15 protein-coding genes are annotated in these 15088 nt (G+C 52.4%); 11 read left to right on the forward strand and 4 right to left on the reverse strand.

Translation table 11 applies throughout. From position 1 onward, the window contains the following. Positions 1 to 21 precede the first annotated feature (21 nt). From CFI03_RS04380 to CFI03_RS04425, 10 genes are all read left to right on the forward strand, one after another. Positions 22 to 1023 (forward strand): phosphotransferase, encoded by a 1002-nt coding sequence (locus CFI03_RS04380; RefSeq protein WP_248756582.1) that lies wholly within the window; start codon positions 22 to 24, stop codon positions 1021 to 1023. 15 nt (positions 1024 to 1038) lie between these two features. Continuing rightward, positions 1039 to 1743: a hypothetical protein gene (locus tag CFI03_RS04385; RefSeq protein WP_248756583.1), complete on the forward strand. Its 705-nt coding sequence runs from the start codon at positions 1039 to 1041 to the stop codon at positions 1741 to 1743. Between the two features lie 109 nt (positions 1744 to 1852). Next, on the forward strand, positions 1853 to 2821 hold the full coding sequence (locus CFI03_RS04390; RefSeq protein ID WP_248756746.1) for a quinone oxidoreductase family protein: 969 nt from the start codon (positions 1853 to 1855) through the stop codon (positions 2819 to 2821). A 229-nt stretch (positions 2822 to 3050) separates the two neighbouring features. Then, positions 3051 to 3482 (forward strand): MerR family transcriptional regulator, encoded by a 432-nt coding sequence (locus CFI03_RS04395; protein WP_248756584.1) that lies wholly within the window; start codon positions 3051 to 3053, stop codon positions 3480 to 3482. A 2-nt stretch (positions 3483 to 3484) separates the two neighbouring features. Further along, positions 3485 to 4738: an MFS transporter gene (locus CFI03_RS04400; protein WP_248756585.1), complete on the forward strand. Its 1254-nt coding sequence runs from the start codon at positions 3485 to 3487 to the stop codon at positions 4736 to 4738. 151 nt (positions 4739 to 4889) lie between these two features. After that, positions 4890 to 5519 carry a YhbD family protein gene (locus CFI03_RS04405; RefSeq protein WP_201002738.1) on the forward strand — a complete coding sequence of 210 codons (630 nt, stop codon included), beginning with the start codon at positions 4890 to 4892 and terminating at the stop codon, positions 5517 to 5519. 19 nt (positions 5520 to 5538) lie between these two features. Next, positions 5539 to 6213 carry a polymer-forming cytoskeletal protein gene (locus CFI03_RS04410; RefSeq protein ID WP_201002736.1) on the forward strand — a complete coding sequence of 225 codons (675 nt, stop codon included), beginning with the start codon at positions 5539 to 5541 and terminating at the stop codon, positions 6211 to 6213. Positions 6214 to 6232: 19 nt separating this feature from the next. Further along, the gene (locus tag CFI03_RS04415; protein ID WP_248756586.1) at positions 6233 to 6970 is read left to right on the forward strand and encodes a hypothetical protein; all 738 of its coding nucleotides are present in this window, start codon (positions 6233 to 6235) and stop codon (positions 6968 to 6970) included. A gap of 113 nt (positions 6971 to 7083) precedes the next feature. After that, positions 7084 to 7746 (forward strand): TetR/AcrR family transcriptional regulator, encoded by a 663-nt coding sequence (locus CFI03_RS04420; protein WP_248756587.1) that lies wholly within the window; start codon positions 7084 to 7086, stop codon positions 7744 to 7746. A gap of 16 nt (positions 7747 to 7762) precedes the next feature. Then, positions 7763 to 9628, forward strand: coding sequence for an LTA synthase family protein (locus CFI03_RS04425; RefSeq protein WP_248756588.1), 1866 nt, complete (start codon positions 7763 to 7765; stop codon positions 9626 to 9628). Between the two features lie 27 nt (positions 9629 to 9655). Here the strand turns inward: CFI03_RS04425 and CFI03_RS04430 are convergent, their stop codons facing one another. Beyond that, complete coding sequence (locus tag CFI03_RS04430; RefSeq protein ID WP_248756589.1) at positions 9656 to 11089, reverse strand: MFS transporter; 1434 nt, start codon at positions 11087 to 11089, stop codon at positions 9656 to 9658. Positions 11090 to 11208: 119 nt separating this feature from the next. On the opposite strand from CFI03_RS04430, the gene CFI03_RS04435 reads away from it, so the two are divergent. Continuing rightward, complete coding sequence (locus CFI03_RS04435) at positions 11209 to 11922, forward strand: helix-turn-helix transcriptional regulator (protein WP_248756590.1); 714 nt, start codon at positions 11209 to 11211, stop codon at positions 11920 to 11922. A 48-nt stretch (positions 11923 to 11970) separates the two neighbouring features. Here the strand turns inward: CFI03_RS04435 and CFI03_RS04440 are convergent, their stop codons facing one another. The 3 genes from CFI03_RS04440 to CFI03_RS04450 are packed head-to-tail and all read right to left on the reverse strand — an operon-like array spanning position 11971 to position 14970. Further along, complete coding sequence (locus tag CFI03_RS04440; RefSeq protein ID WP_248756591.1) at positions 11971 to 12978, reverse strand: FecCD family ABC transporter permease; 1008 nt, start codon at positions 12976 to 12978, stop codon at positions 11971 to 11973. Then, positions 12975 to 13988, reverse strand: a complete 1014-nt coding sequence (locus tag CFI03_RS04445; protein WP_248756592.1) for a FecCD family ABC transporter permease — start codon at positions 13986 to 13988, stop codon at positions 12975 to 12977. Before CFI03_RS04445 ends, CFI03_RS04440 begins: the two co-directional genes overlap by 4 nt. A 4-nt stretch (positions 13989 to 13992) precedes the next feature. Then, positions 13993 to 14970, reverse strand: coding sequence for an iron-hydroxamate ABC transporter substrate-binding protein (locus tag CFI03_RS04450; protein ID WP_248756593.1), 978 nt, complete (start codon positions 14968 to 14970; stop codon positions 13993 to 13995). Positions 14971 to 15088: the final 118 nt, after the last annotated feature.

The following is a 15088-nucleotide window of genomic DNA, read 5'->3' on the forward strand; positions in this document are numbered from 1 at the left end:
AGGGAAGGGGACCGATGTGAAATGACCAATCAGCCGATGGCTGTCAGCTCGGTGCTGGCGCCCGATTATTTGATGAACGGCCTTAGCGGGCAGTATGAGCTTGGCCCTTGGGCCCAATGCGTGTATTGGCTCCGCGGCTTGAATGATACCTACCGCGTGCAAACCGAAAAGGGAACCTATATATTAAGAATCTACCGGCAGGAGATTGGGAAGGAAGAAGCCGCTTATGAGATGGAGCTTCTTGGTCAATTGGAAGAGCTGCTGGCGGGAACGGAAGCTTCGATAGCACGGCCGGTTAGAAAGGCGGACGGCACCCGCTATTCGGTTATTGCCGCGCCGGAAGGGGAGCGGATCGCCGTTCTTTTCGAGTATGTGGAAGGCGTTGAGAACCGTCTGCAGGACGAGGAGAGCTGTTACGCATTTGGGCAATCGGCCGCGCAGCTCCATCTGGCGATGGATCGGGTCAGGCTTGAGCTTCCGCGCCGGGAGCTGAATACGGAGTTTTTGGTGGAGGAATCCTTGCAGCGCATTATTCGCCATATTGGCAAGGAGCATCCGGCGGCGGTATTTCTCCGCGAGTATGCCGATGCCCTGCAGGACAGAGTTGCTTCCGCCGCAGCGGACGGGCTGGATTGGGGCATCTGCCACGGCGATATGCATGGCAACAATAATGCCGTTGAGACGGGCGGACGCTACACCCATTTTGACTTTGAGTGGTCGGCACCCGGCTGGCGGGCGTACGATCTTGCCCAAGTCCGGAGCAGAAAGCGGCAATCCGCCGATAACAAGGAGCAGCTGTGGCAGGCCTTGCTGGCCGGATACCGCAGCGTAAGGTCTTTTTCCGAAAAGGATGAGCAGGCAGTGGAGCTGTTTGTGCTTGTCCGGCGTTTTTGGATCATGAGCCTTGATGTCCTCTTCGTCCCGACCCAGTCCGGCGCGCTTGATTACGGCGAGGACTGGCTGAATGAATTCCTGGAGGAATTCCGCTCGGCGGGATTGGTTCAGCATGCTTCGCACACATAAAGCAAGGAGGCAATCATGTATCCGAAAATACGTACAGTCAGGCAAATATGGCTCATGAGATCGGCAATTGCTATAGCGGTATGTTTGGTTTTATTTATTGGATTTGTGTATGCTTATGACCGGCCTGGCGGTATCGCGGATTGGAGATATTCGCGCGCGTCGGGTATATCGGGAACGATTAAAATTCCGCTGGGAAATACCCCGGAGGAAGCCGTTCGGAAATTCCGGAACGACGCAAGGACCCATATCATTTACCGGGAGCCTGTTGCCGGAGGTTTCCTGCTGTTTAATAAGCTGAATGAACAGAAAGAAGGAAACAATCTGGAGCTTGAATTTGTTCGGAAAACCTTGCTGGGTTGGAAATGGGTCTATGGTGGAAATTATAGCTATTCCGCTGCTGCCGATCAGAATGAAGCTTTAAACTTCATGAGTATACCGAAGTATAAAGGGATAAATGGCCCGTTCCCGATTATATTCGGCCAGATTGCGAATAGCGCTATAGCTAGTGTCAAAGTTACCGTAGGCGGTGAGGCTGCCGGAGAATATAACGCCAAGATGATTAGCGAAGGCGTACAGCAGATAATCTGGTATGCCCTCCTTCCGGCTGCAGCGGACAAACCGTACAAGATTGAAGCTCTCAACGGAGAAGGAAAAGCTGTGGCGAGCAAAACCTTTGATGATCCGACCGATTTCGGGAGCATTATGATGGCTACGAAGTAGCTGCGTTGGAATGCGGATGATCGATTTAAATTTGATGAAGATTTAACCTTCAACCGGGGAAGATAAGAGTGATATTAAGCACGTATGCGGAGGCAGCAGGATGAATAGCATGAAGGCATTGGTATTTGAAACGTTTGGCGGGCCGGAGGTGCTCGCGTACAGGGAAATTCCCGCGCCGGAGGTAAAACCGGGAACCGTATTAGTGCGTCTAAAGGCCGCCGGTCTGAACTACGCGGACATTTACCGCAGGCGGGGCAATTATCATCTGGCGGGGAATCCGCCTTATATATTGGGTTACGAGGGAGCGGGCATCGTGGAGGAGGCCGGTCCGGACGCAGAAGGATTGAAACGGGGCGACCGGATCGCTTTCTGCGATGTACCGCATGCCAATGCGGAGCTGGTGCTGGTACCGGCGGAGAAGGCGATACCGCTTCCGGACGATATCAGCTTCGAGACTGCGGCGGCCGTACTTCTCCAGGGCATGACCGCGCATTACTTGACGCGTGACAGCTATCGCGTGCAGACGGGCGACGAAGTGCTTGTCCATGCCGCCGCCGGAGGCGTCGGACAGCTGCTCGTGCAGCTTGCGAAGCGGCAGGGCGCGCGCGTGCTGGGGCTTGTCTCTTCCGAGGTGAAGAGGGAAGCAGCGCTAGCGGCAGGTGCCGACGAAGCGCTGCTCTACGGCAGCAATTGGGTAGATGCGGCGAAGAACTGGTCAACCAGCGGCGAAGGAGTATCGGTTGCGTATGACTCTGTTGGTTCTACGTTAATGGACAGCTTTGCGGCTGTGAGGATAAAAGGGGCGGTTGTTTTCTTCGGCATGGCGGGAGGAGACCCGGCTTTTGTAGACCCGCGAATGCTTATGGATACGTCGAAAACGTTAACGGGCGGGGATCTATGGAATCATGTCACGTCGCGTGAAGACCGCATCCGCCGGGCGGGCGAATTGTTCGGCTGGCTTCGGGACGGAAGTCTGAAGCTGGAGCAGCCCAGAGCTTTTCCGCTTGCGGAAGGCGCGGAAGCCCATCGGCTGCTCGAAAGCCGTCAAAGCACGGGTAAGATCATTCTTGTTCCATAACGTTCATCACAACTTCCCTAACCAATCGGCCAAGCCGGGGACGCAATCATTAGAGGCGTCTCCGGTTTTTTGTTATGCCTAGCGCGGAATGAGTCCGCGGAGCGAAGGGCATCTTAATTTTATCCCGGAGGAAGATGGCACCAGCTTTGTCATTTTTCCAAAGTTAACGTTGACGTTAACATTAACTTGGGTGTAGAGTAGTTAGCAGAGAGAGTAAAGGAAAGAGGCGATGAAGATCTTTTACAAAATCGAGGATGTTGCGAAGATGGTTGGTTTAACGAAACGCACGCTTCGTTATTACGAGGAGCTTGGCTTGTTAACTCCGCCGGAGCGCAGCGAAGGCGGCTTCCGCTTGTATACCGACTTTCATGTGGAGCGGCTGAGGATGCTGATTAACGCGCGCGACGTGCTGGGCTTCTCCTTGCAGGAGTTGCAGCAATACGTGTCGATGAGCGAGGAATTTATTAATCAGCGCGATGAAATCCGGCAGACGGAGGACACCCGGCTGCGTCTTCAGAAGATTGACGAGCTTGAGCAGACGGTAGATAAGCAGCTGGAGCTGCTTGACCAGAAGCTGGAGAAGATGAAGAACATGCGGTCGGAGATTTACCAGCTTAAGGACAGAATCAACGAAGCCAAAAAGAAATATAAACAGGAGTGAGAATGAGCGTGGCAAATTCATCTCAACCGGCAGCCTCGGCTGCCAATAAAACTTTATCCGTAGAAAAAGGCGGTTTCTTTAATCAGCCCCGTGCGGTCTGGGCCGTCTTTTTCGCAGGCATTATCGCTTTTATGGGAATTGGTCTTGTCGATCCGATCCTGAAGGCTATTGCGGAAGAAATGCATGCATCGGCCAGTGAAGTAAGCTTGCTGTTCACCAGCTACAACGCCGTTATGGCGGTTGCGATGTTGATCACCGGCGTAGTGACCTCAAGAATTGGCATCAAATGGACGCTTCTTCTTGGCGTCGTCATTATTGCGGTATTCTCGCTTCTCGGCGGGCTGTCGAACGATATTTGGGCGCTTGTCGGCTATCGGGCCGGCTGGGGTCTTGGCAATGCGTTCTTCGTAGCGACGGCGTTAACCGCAATCGTATCCTTGTCCAAAAGCGGCGTGACAAAAGCCATCATTCTATATGAAGCCGCGATTGGCATCGGGATTTCGGTAGGTCCGCTGCTTGGCGGCGAGCTGGGCTCCATTTCATGGAGAGGTCCGTTTATCGGCGTTGCCTGTCTTATGGTTGTTGCCTTCCTGGCGATTATCTTTATGATGCCCAAAACAGCGGGAGCTCCCAAGGCATCGTCCGCACCGGCGAAGAAAACCTCGCTGCTTGATCCGTTCCGGGCTTTGCGGCATCGTCCGCTTGTCGTCTTTGGCCTGACGGCCTGCTTCTATAACTTCGGGTTCTTCACGCTTATGGCTTATGCGCCGTTCGTGATGGGGCTTGGCATCCACGAGCTTGGTTACGTGTTCCTGGGTTGGGGGATTTTGCTGGCCGTTACTTCCGTCTTCATGGCGCCATGGCTTCAGCGCAAATTCGGTACGGTCAAATCGATGGCGGTTATGCTGACGTTGTTTGGTCTTACCTTGCTTGCGATGGCCATCTGGACGGATACCCAATGGGTCATTATCGCCAGCGTTATTTTTGCCGGGGCCTTGCTGGGCAACAATAATACACTGATTACAACTGGCGTCATGAATGCCGCTCCCGTCGAGCGTTCGACGGCGTCGGCGGCCTACAGTTTCCTCCGGTTTATCGGGGGCGCGATTGCCCCTTATTTCGCCGGCAAGCTGGCGGAATGGTTCAACCCGCATATTCCTTTCTATGTGGGGGCAGGTTTTGTTATCGTTTCGGTCTTGTTCATTTTAGCGAACCATAAGCATGTGAAGCATGTCGACCATGCGGGCGGCCATTAAAAGGATTTCAAAAGCTGTCTGTATGAACCTCGGGAACTGAGGGGAGAGTAAAAATAAGCCGCTTGCAGAAGCCTAATTCTGCGGGCGGCTTCCTTTTTGACTTAACAACGTAACAATGTTATGTTATATTGAGTGCAAAGGAGGTAGAATGATGGAGGAAGAACTAATATCCAAGAAAGATTTATTGGAGCTTACGGGTATTTCATACGGGCAGTTGTACCGCTGGAAGCGGAAGAACCTGCTGCCGGAGGAATGGTTTATCCGCAAGTCGGCTTTTACCGGGCAAGAGACCTTTTTTCCAAAGCAGAAGATCCTGGACCGAATCGATAAAATCGTTAACATGAAGGACGATCTTTCCTTGGATGAGCTGGCGGATATGTTCTCGCCGGCCTCAAAGGCCATCTCGATATCAATGAAGGAATTAATAGAACGAAACATTGTTTCACTAAGCGCCTCGAAAGCAGCCGAAACCTATATCGGACAATCGGAAATGTACACGTTTGAGCAGACCTTATGCGTCTACATTTTGGATTACTGCCTGCAGACGGGGGAGATCAGCCTGGATGAGGGCAAAACGATGCTGCCAACCTTCCTCGAGCACTACAAGAAGTTCAAGGAGCAGCAATGCGAGTTGATTCTGCTTCGCAAAATGGGCGTGTCCGTCTTTCTTCTAGTCCCATCCGGAGGCGAAATTCATTTCGAAAGCGGAGTAAAGATCATTCTCCGAGTGGATGTGCCGGCTATGATCGAGCAATTAAAATTGAAGCTAATGGCGATATGACGGAGGTGTAAAACGTACAATGGGAGATAAACAACGAAAAATACTTATTACCGGAATCGGCAGATCCGGGGGCGGGGACGTTCATCTGGCGAAGATTGAGGGAGTTGGCAAGATTGAAGGAGATGTCCGCTGCTATGAATTGTCGATTAACGGCAAGGGCGACGTTCAGGGGCATGTAAGGGCGGTAACGGCTTCTATCAACGGCATGTCTTCAATCCGTGGGGGATTGCATGCCGACAAGCTTAACATTGAAGGCAAAGTAAGCTTTGGCGGATCCGTCACGGGCGAACAGATGCGCATGAACGGCATGGTAACGGTGAAAGGCAGCTGCGAGACCGAGATCTTCGAAGCAAACGGCCGGATGGACATCGATTCGTTGAATGCGAGTCAAATAAAGCTGACGTTGCAGGGAAGCAGTCATATCAACGAGATTGGCGGCGAGAGCATTCATGTCGGCAAGCAGCCCGGCAAAGGGTTCGCCAAATGGCTGCAGTCCGTTCCGGGACCCTTCGCCAACAAGCTGAGCGCGGAAGTCATAGAAGGGGACAACGTCTATCTGGAGTATACGACGGCGGATATCGTGCGCGGGGGAATCGTCCGAATCGGACCGGGCTGTACCATCGGCAGCGTGGAATATAAGCAAAGCCTTGATGTGCATAGCAGCTCCAAGATCATCAAGCATGTCCAAAGATAACGGAAAAGGAGGAGATCTGATGAATCAGCAGGCGGCCGGAAAGGAAATAAGAAACTTAAGAATCACGGGCAGCTCCAGCGTCATGGGCGGTACCTATAACAGCGTCAAAATTGTCGGAGAAGGCATGATTGAAGGAGATACAAGCTGCGCCAAGCTTAGCTGCGTGGGCACGCTGGAGGTAGACGGAACGGTAGCGGCCGACAAAATGAACATTGTGGGTACTTGCGAGGTATCGGGCGGACTTCGCGGGGGAGAGCTCAAGACTTCAGGCACGGTCAGCGTTGGCGGGACTACTCAGCTGCGGGAGCTGAATATAGCGGGCACGATTGAATCGAAGAATCATGTCTACAGTGAGCAAATCAAGCTGAGGGGCATGCTGCACACCTTGGGCGACTGCGAGGCCGAGCAGTTTACGGCGCGGGGCATCTTTGAAATCGGCGGTTTGCTGAATGCGGGCAAGCTCCAAATTCATCTGTACCGGGACTGCAAGGCACATGAAATAGGCGGAGGACATATAATAGTTCGCAAAGCCAAGTGGCTGCATCCTCTCAGCTTCTTTTTCAAACCTTCTTCCAGCGCTAGGTTAACGGTCTCAGTTATGGAAGGAGATCATATCTATTTGGAAAATACGATTGCTGATATAGTAAGAGGGAACCAAGTTGTGATCGGACCCGGCTGCGAGATTGGACTTGTCGAATTCAAGGAACATTTCGAGAAAAGAAAAGACGCCGTCGTAAGAGATAACCGAAAAGTTTAGGCGATTTTGTGATGTTTTGGCAGACCGATTGACATCACCTCGGCCTTGCGCTAAAATTTCGCTGTGCGATCGTTCAGTGAAATTTACGCTTACGAAGTAAGGAGGTGGCGACGATGACTCGCAACATCCGAAAAGAGCAGGCCGCTGAGACACGAGAAAAAATATTGGAAGCAGCAAAATCATTATTTGCGGAAAAAGGATACCACGGCACCCCGGTACGAGAAATTACGAGGAAGATCGGGATGGGAGACGGTATCCTTTATCATTATTTTCCGGGCGGCAAGCGGGAGATTATGGCGGTGCTGCTACGTGAGAGCTTCGAGCACCGCAGAGAAGGAATAAAGCAGATACAACGGGTTATCGAGGATCTCGACCTGCGGGACGCGATGATCACCATTAAGCGCCGTTTGTACGAACTGTTTACGGAAGACATGGATTTAACCCGGATTTTGTTCCGGGAGAATGACCTGCTGGGCTTCGAGGAAGCCGAGCAATTAACGGCGCTGATTCGCGAGCAGTGCGCCATTTTTGAGAAGTTTCTGAGAGACCGGCACGAGAAAGGCGAGATTCGCGCGCTCGATTTCCGGATAGCGTCGAGACAATTCTTGTCCACTACCTTGCATGCGATTATGAGCAAATCGGTTGGGATACAGCTCCTGAACGAACCGGATGTTTATAAACACATGAAAGAGAATGTGGATTTTACAATAGATCTATGGAGAGCTCCTTCTGCTACAGAGATAAAGCCGAAGGTTCTTTTGTGCGATTCCCAATGAAATACAATGAAAGGTGATGACTAGGGTGTCTTTAATAACTAGATTTTTAAATAGAAGATTCTATTATTTCGTTATTATCCTGTTGATCAAAAGTATCGTTGCCCGCGATGTCGTCTTCGGCAACGGGTTCTCGTGGCTGACCATTATGACGGAGATTCCGTTCTTTGTCGCGGTATTCTGCCTGATTGAGTTTTTTGCCGGCAAGCGCAAGATGCTTTACTACATGATTGTCAATTTACTGTTTACGGCCTTATATTTCGCCATACTGATGTATTACAAATATTACGGCATTATCGTCAATACGGATGCGTTAAGCCAAGCCAACAAAATGGCTGAGGTAGGGGAAAGCACCTACTCGCTGATGGATCCTTATTATCTGCTTATCTTCCTTGATATTATCGTTATTTCGGTCGTTCTGATTCTGCCAAGATTCCGGAAAGCACGCCAGGATGCGCAGCTGCGCCCGGTAAGAAGCAAAGCGTGGATGGCGGTATTCGCCCTGTCCGTAGTCGTCTGCCTGGTGAACGTATGGCCGAACCGCGCGAGCATGAACGAGAACAAGCAGGCCGAAGAAATGGGTCTTCTCGATTACGAAGTATACAACATCATTGATAAAATGATGGAGAAAGAGCCGATTACGCCGATCAACCAAATTACGCAGGCCAAAATCGATGAGCTCAAAGGCATTACCGAGCAGGCATCGCCGAAATACTTTGGCGCCGCGAAAGGCAAAAACGTCATTATTCTTCAAATGGAATCGTACCAGGATTTCCTGATCGGCCTGAAAGTTGGCGGCGTTGAAATTACGCCGAACATGAACAAGCTGGTTCAAGAAGCTACGCATTACAAAAACTTCTATACGATGGTCGGCCAAGGCACGACTTCCGACGCGGAGTATGTGGTGAATACATCGCTGTACGTGCCTAAGCATAAAGCAGCGACAGACGTTAACGTCGACAAAGCACTGCCAAGCTTGCCGAAGCTGATGAAAGAGAACGGTTATTATACCGCAACATTCCATACGAACGCGGTTGAGTTCTGGAATCGTACGGAGCTGTACTCGGCTCTTGGCTGGGATAAATATTACGATCAAGCCTTCTATGGCGACGAAGACCATGTAGCCTTCGGCGCTTCGGACGAAGTATTGTACTCGAAGACTCTTCCTGAGCTTGCGAAGCTGGATCAGGCGGATAAGCCGTTCTATGCGCAAGTCATCTCGATGAGCGCGCATCACCCTTACAACATTCCGACTTCGAAATACCGGATTGAGCTTCCTGCGGAATTCAAGGATGACAGCCTTGTAACCCGTTATCTGAAAGCACAAAACTATGCGGACTATGCGCTTGGCCAATTTATCGACGGCCTGAAATCGAGCGGTCTGTGGGATGACAGCATCGTCCTCATGTACGGCGACCACCAAGGTCTGCCGCTGTATTCGCTGGACGATAACGAAAAAGCTCTCATGAAAGAAATGCTTGGCACGGATTACGGTCATACCGAAATGTTTAATATCCCTCTTATTATGCACGTTCCGGGCGTAACTCAACCGTCCGTAGTGGATAAAGTGGGTGGTCAGATCGATATTCTGCCAACCGTTGCGAACCTGGTAGGCGCGTCGCTGTCCAATCAGATTCACTTTGGCGAAGATCTTCTGAACCAAAGCTCCGAGCTGATTCCAATGCGTCACTTCCTGCCTAGCGGCTCGGTAATCGACAACGAGAACTTGTTTGTTCCGGGTATCGAATACAAAGACGGCACGAACCACAAAGTGGTCGACGGCACGGAAACGACGGAAGGCGGCGTAACCGAAGACGAGTACAATAGAGCGCTTGAGCTTCTGCACTTGTCGGACAGCTACGTACAGCAGCTTCCTCATAAATAGGATTTAAAGCGAAAGGCAAAGGCCCCCTTAGGATAAGGGGGCCTTTGTTTGTTCTTTTTTGCTGAATCGCCAGGTGGAGAATAGCTGAACGGCAGCTGCCAGGAAGAAAGGAAGCATATGCTCGCCTTCATCGATCATGCGGCCAAAGGCACCGGGCCACAGAATGGCGCCAAGCCGGATTAGGAAAGAAGCTAATCGCGAGGACGGGGAGCGCTGCTTCCTTATTGGCTGTTCGTCCATCATAACGGCGTATCGGGTGCCACGCGTGCCAAGATTGAACATGCTGCACAGCGCATAGAGGCTCGCGGCTGTAATAAAAGAAGGCGCGAGCGGCAGCAAAAGCACGCATGCCGCGCCGGCCAGCTGCAGGCTGACTACCGGCTTGATTGGCCCCATTCGTTCTGAAGCATGAATCAGGACATAGGACAAGGCCCCGGCTAGCAGATAAGACAGAGCAATGACCAATCCAACCTCAGTGGCGGATACCCGAAACCGTTCGGAAAACCAATAAGCACTCATGGTGCTGGTCAGCGTAACCGCGACCGTCTGTACCATGTTCATCATGCCGGCCATCTCTTCCGGCGAGCTGCCGGCTGCCCGAATCATGGCTAGGGCAATAAGCAGCAGGAAGAGCAGTACGGGCATTAATGCCGAGAGCAGCGGAAAGCTGGCGCTTCCCCTAGCAAAGAGAGTGAGGAAGCCCAGCATAATGACTCCTGCAGCCAGCAGTAAGGACATACGTCTGCTTATGGCCGATTTGACCGAAGGAGGCGGCGCTGCCGATGCGGAAGCCGCAAGGCGGGATTCCTCGCCCGTAGCCGATCGGCGCCTTGCTCCGCCTTGAATGGTGAGGATGAGCGCGCCGCCGGCAAAGGCACATATAGCGGGGACGATAAATAGCAGCCGATAGGCTTCCTGATTCGGCAGCCGGATCTGGAGCAGGGGAGTCAGACAGGCGATAAATGCTCCAAGTCCCATCCCCGCATAACCGAGCAGCGCATGCTTGCCGAAGAGGATGGTCAGCTTGCGGGAGAAGGCGCTAAGCCATCGCCTTTCTATGGGGGCCGCCGGGCCTCCTGATCCGCTGTGGCCCATGCCAAAGCCGGCAGCGATGACGGCCAGGCATAGCGGCACCGTACGGCTTGATAGGATAACCATTAAGGCTGCTGCTCCCGTTAAGCCCTCATACAGCAGCAAATATTTTTTTGGACCAAGAAGGGCGTTAATTTCCGCGGTAAAGGTTGCGATGAGGGTACGGAATAGACCGGCTGCCGCGAACAATCCTCCGATCGAAGCTCCGCTCCAGCCGAGATCCCTCAAATATAAGCTTGTCTCGACCGCCGCAAAGCCTTGTCCAATACTGCGGAGCAGGGCGATAAGCTGTAATCTTCTTAAAGTGGGATGGTGACCGAGCCAATTATTCCACTTCTGTATCTGTAACCGTATTGGTGCCCGTATCATAGGAATCAGAGCTCCGTTCTTAGTGTGGATTATGCTGCTAGTGTACAACATCAACCTTGACATCTATTGTCAGTGATTAATAATAAGAGCAAGATTAACTGTCGGAAGGAGAGCTGGACATGAGGGCTGACCGGCTCATATCCATATTGATGCTGCTTCAGCTGGAGGGGAAGAAGACCGCCGCGGAGCTGGCCGAGCGTCTGGAGGTATCGGAGCGTACGATTTACCGCGACATGGATGCGCTCAGTTTGTCGGGCGTTCCGGTCTACGCGGATCCCGGTGCCGGCGGCGGATTCTCGCTTCCGCCTAATTACAAAAGCCCGATTGACGGCTTAACGACGCCGGAAATTCAGGCCTTGTTCTTGTATGCGGCGGAGGGATCGTTGGATCAGCTCGGAATTGGCTCCGCCCTTCGTTCCGCGCTGCTCAAGCTGATGCAGGCGCTGCCGGAGCAAAGCCGCGAGGATGCCGTCTGGATCCGGCAGCGCATTCATATCGACCCGGATTCCTGGCAGCAGGAAGAGAAGGCCTTGCCGCATTTTGCCGCGGTTCAAGAGTCGATCATGCAGCTTTCCGCGGTGGAGATTAGCTACCGGAGCCGTGACGGCGCGGAAAAAAGCTTAACCGTTAAGCCTTACGGCCTTGTAGCCAAAGCCGGTATCTGGTTTCTCGTTGGGGAAAGCAATCAGGGGGTGCAAGCTTACCGGTTATCCCGCATACAGGATCTGACGGTTACAGGAGAAAGATTCGAGCGGCCCGAGAGCTTTGACCTGCAGGCTTTCTGGAAAGAGTGGGTGATTCGTTACGAGGCGAGGATCATCATGAACAACTGAGGAGGCTGCAAAAGGCTGCCCATGGGCAGCCTTTTGTTAGTTTTATAATCATTTCTTGAGCAGCAGGAACAGGAAATACGGCGCGCCGATCAGCGATACCACGATACCTGCAGGCAATCCGCCCGCGATGTCGATTTGACGGCCAATCGTATCGGCCAGAACAAGCAGCCAGCCGCCAAACAAAATGGAGATCGGAATAAACAATTGATTTCGCGGACCTACCAGAGCCTTCGCGATATGCGGAGCAAGCAGGCCGATGAAGGCGATCCCGCCCGTGACGGATACGGCGGAGGCCGCAAGCGCAACCGCGGAGAAGAGCAGCACAAGGCGCTCTCTGGTCAGCGAGATGCCAACCCCAACCGCGACGGGTTCGTTTAACGCCAGAATGTTAAGGCGGTTTGCCTTGTAGAGCGTAAACGGAATAAAGATGGCGAGCCATGGCCACATGGCGTTAATAAAGACCCAATCCGTTCCCCAAATGCCGCCCGCGATCCACTTGGCGATAAAATCCACCTTCTGGCGGTCAGCCGAGGAGATGAGCACGATCATGACGCCGCTAAGCGCCATTTGGAAGCCGATGCCCGTCAGCACCATGCTGACCGGCTGGATGCCGACATGCTTTTTCCAGGAGAAAAGAGCTATAAGGACCGCGGTTGCCAGACCGCCGATAAAGGCGACAACCGGCAGAGCATACACGAAGGGACCGGCCTCCGTCGGGAAGAACAGGAAGAAGACCGTGATGGCAACGCCAGCCCCCGAGTTGATGCCAACAATGCCGGGATCGGCCAGGTCGTTGCGGGATACCCCTTGCAGAATGGAGCCGGACAAGGCAAGCGCCATGCCGGCGAGCAAAGTAATGATGACGCGCGGCATCCGTATGTCGAACAGAATAAAGTTTTCTTTTTTCGTGCCATCCCCCAAAAGTACCGGAAGCAGCCTTTTAAAGGTTAAGGTTGAGTATCCGAGACTAAGGCTTGCAATGACGGTCGCCACGATAAGCAGAAGCAGGACCCCGAGAATAATGCGTTGTTTTCGAACCATATGCGATAAAATCATTTCAGCGCTTTGCCTCCTCTTCTAACGATGATGAGGAAGAAAGGCAGGCCCACAACCGCAATAACGGCCGCCACAGGTGTTTCGTACGGCGCATTGATGGTCCGGCCGATCAAATCGGCGAGGAGCATAAAGGAAGCGCCCGCGAAAACGGACATCGGAATGGAATAACGATAATCCTGGCCGACAATAGCCCGCACGATATGCGGAATCATCAGGCCGAGGAAAGCCAGGTTGCCGACAAGCGCAACGGAAGCGCCAGCGAGCAGAATCGTAACGGTGAACAGAATACCTTTGATCAGACCGGTTTTTTGCCCAAGGCTGGTCGCCACGTCTTCGCTAAGACTAAGGATGGTAAGCTGCTTCGACATGGCAATGGCAATAAGAATGCCGGCTGCGATAACCGGAACAATCGTCTGAAGCTGCCCCCAGGACGTTCCGATCAGACCGCCGGAGGTCCACATATTGACATCCTTGGACACCTTGAAGGTGAGGCCGATGCCTTCGGCAACGGCGTACAGAAACGTGGAAACAGCCGCTCCCGCCAGTACGATCCGAATAGGGGAGAAGCCGCCTCGCTTCGCCGCGCCGATTCCTATGACAAGGATGGAGCCAAGGGCCGCGCCGATAAAGCAGGCAATCATAATGCCGAAATAATTGATTTGAGGGAACAGCGCAACCGTTGCCGCAAGAGCGGCATTCGCTCCGGCCGATAAGCCGAGAAGCCCCGGGTCGGCTAAAGCATTCCGAGTCACGCCTTGCATAATGGCGCCGGATACGGCTAGCGCCGCACCGACAAAGATTGCGGCAATCTCGCGAGGCAGTCTGATTTCGCGCAAAAGCGTCACCTTTTCACTAGTATCGTGGGGTGACGTCAGCGCGAGCCATGTATCATGGACCGTGGTGTCGGCAGCGCCGAACACCATGGCCAAGAAGAAGATTGCGACAAAGAAAACGATCCCTGCAAAAAGTTTAAACGCAAAAGGAATGGGGCGTCTCGTTTCCTGCGTCATCGGCTTAGTTCCCCAGGAACTGCTCTTTGAAGAAGTTCAGCTGATAGTCAAGCGTATAGGCATCGTTGAAGTAGAAGCCTCTAGCGTCCGCCGTGATAACATGATTGTTTTTCACAGCCGGAATGTTCTTGTAAGTTTCGGTTTCCGTAATGGAGCCCGCCGTGTCTTTGCTTTGGCTGAAGACGATGTAGTCGCCTGCGTATTCGGGAAGAACCTCCAGGGACAAAGCATACCAGCCGTCTTTCGAGGTCATTTCTTTTACTTTCTCAGGCATCTTCAGGCCCATCGCCTGGTACAGAATTTCGGTGCCGCGTCCCCAGGCATCTCCGAACATATACAATTCCTTGTCGTAGTTCTCGATGACGGTAACCGTGGAATCTTCACCGATTTTCGCTTTAATGTCTTTGCCGATTTGAGTGGCGCGTGTTTTGAAGTCTTCTACCCAAGCCGTTGCTTCTTTTTCCTTGTTAACGGCTTTGCCGACTTCGATATGCTGCTGCAGGTAATCGACTTTATTGTAGGTGAAAATAACGGTTGGCGCGATTTCCTTCAGTTTATCCACATTTTTTGTCGTTTCCGTGCCAATGATCAGATCAGGCTCAAGCTCGAGAATATTCTCGACATCATCTTCGGATACTTCCGTTACATCCTTCAACTGCTCGGCGAAGTTGGGATTGTCTTTCGCCCAGGAGGTAACGCCGACAGGAGTAAGACCGAGGGAAATCAAGCTGCCGGTATAAGAAGAAAGATCGACGATACGCTTCGGATTAGCAGGCACTTCCATAGGACCGCTCTCCGATTGGAACGTAATCGTGCCTGTTGCTTCGGAAGCCGTGTCCGCCGATGGGGACGCGTTTGCCGCCCCGGCGTTGTTTGTTGCCGCCGTGTTTCCTGATCCGGCATTATTACCAGAGTTGTTGTTGCCGCATGCGCTCAGAATAATAACGAAGAGCATCATGAGGGAGATAATTGCTTTTTTCATGGGTGTGTGAACTCCTTTATATTGGAATGAAATACATAAGCAACGAAAGCAATAGACTCAATGTAACACTCATTCAATGATAATGATTATCACTATTAGTGCCATTTACTAAATTATA

This window comes from Paenibacillus sp. ATY16 (assembly GCF_003399985.2).
Classification (GTDB): Bacteria; Bacillota; Bacilli; order Paenibacillales; family Paenibacillaceae; genus Pristimantibacillus; species Pristimantibacillus glycanilyticus.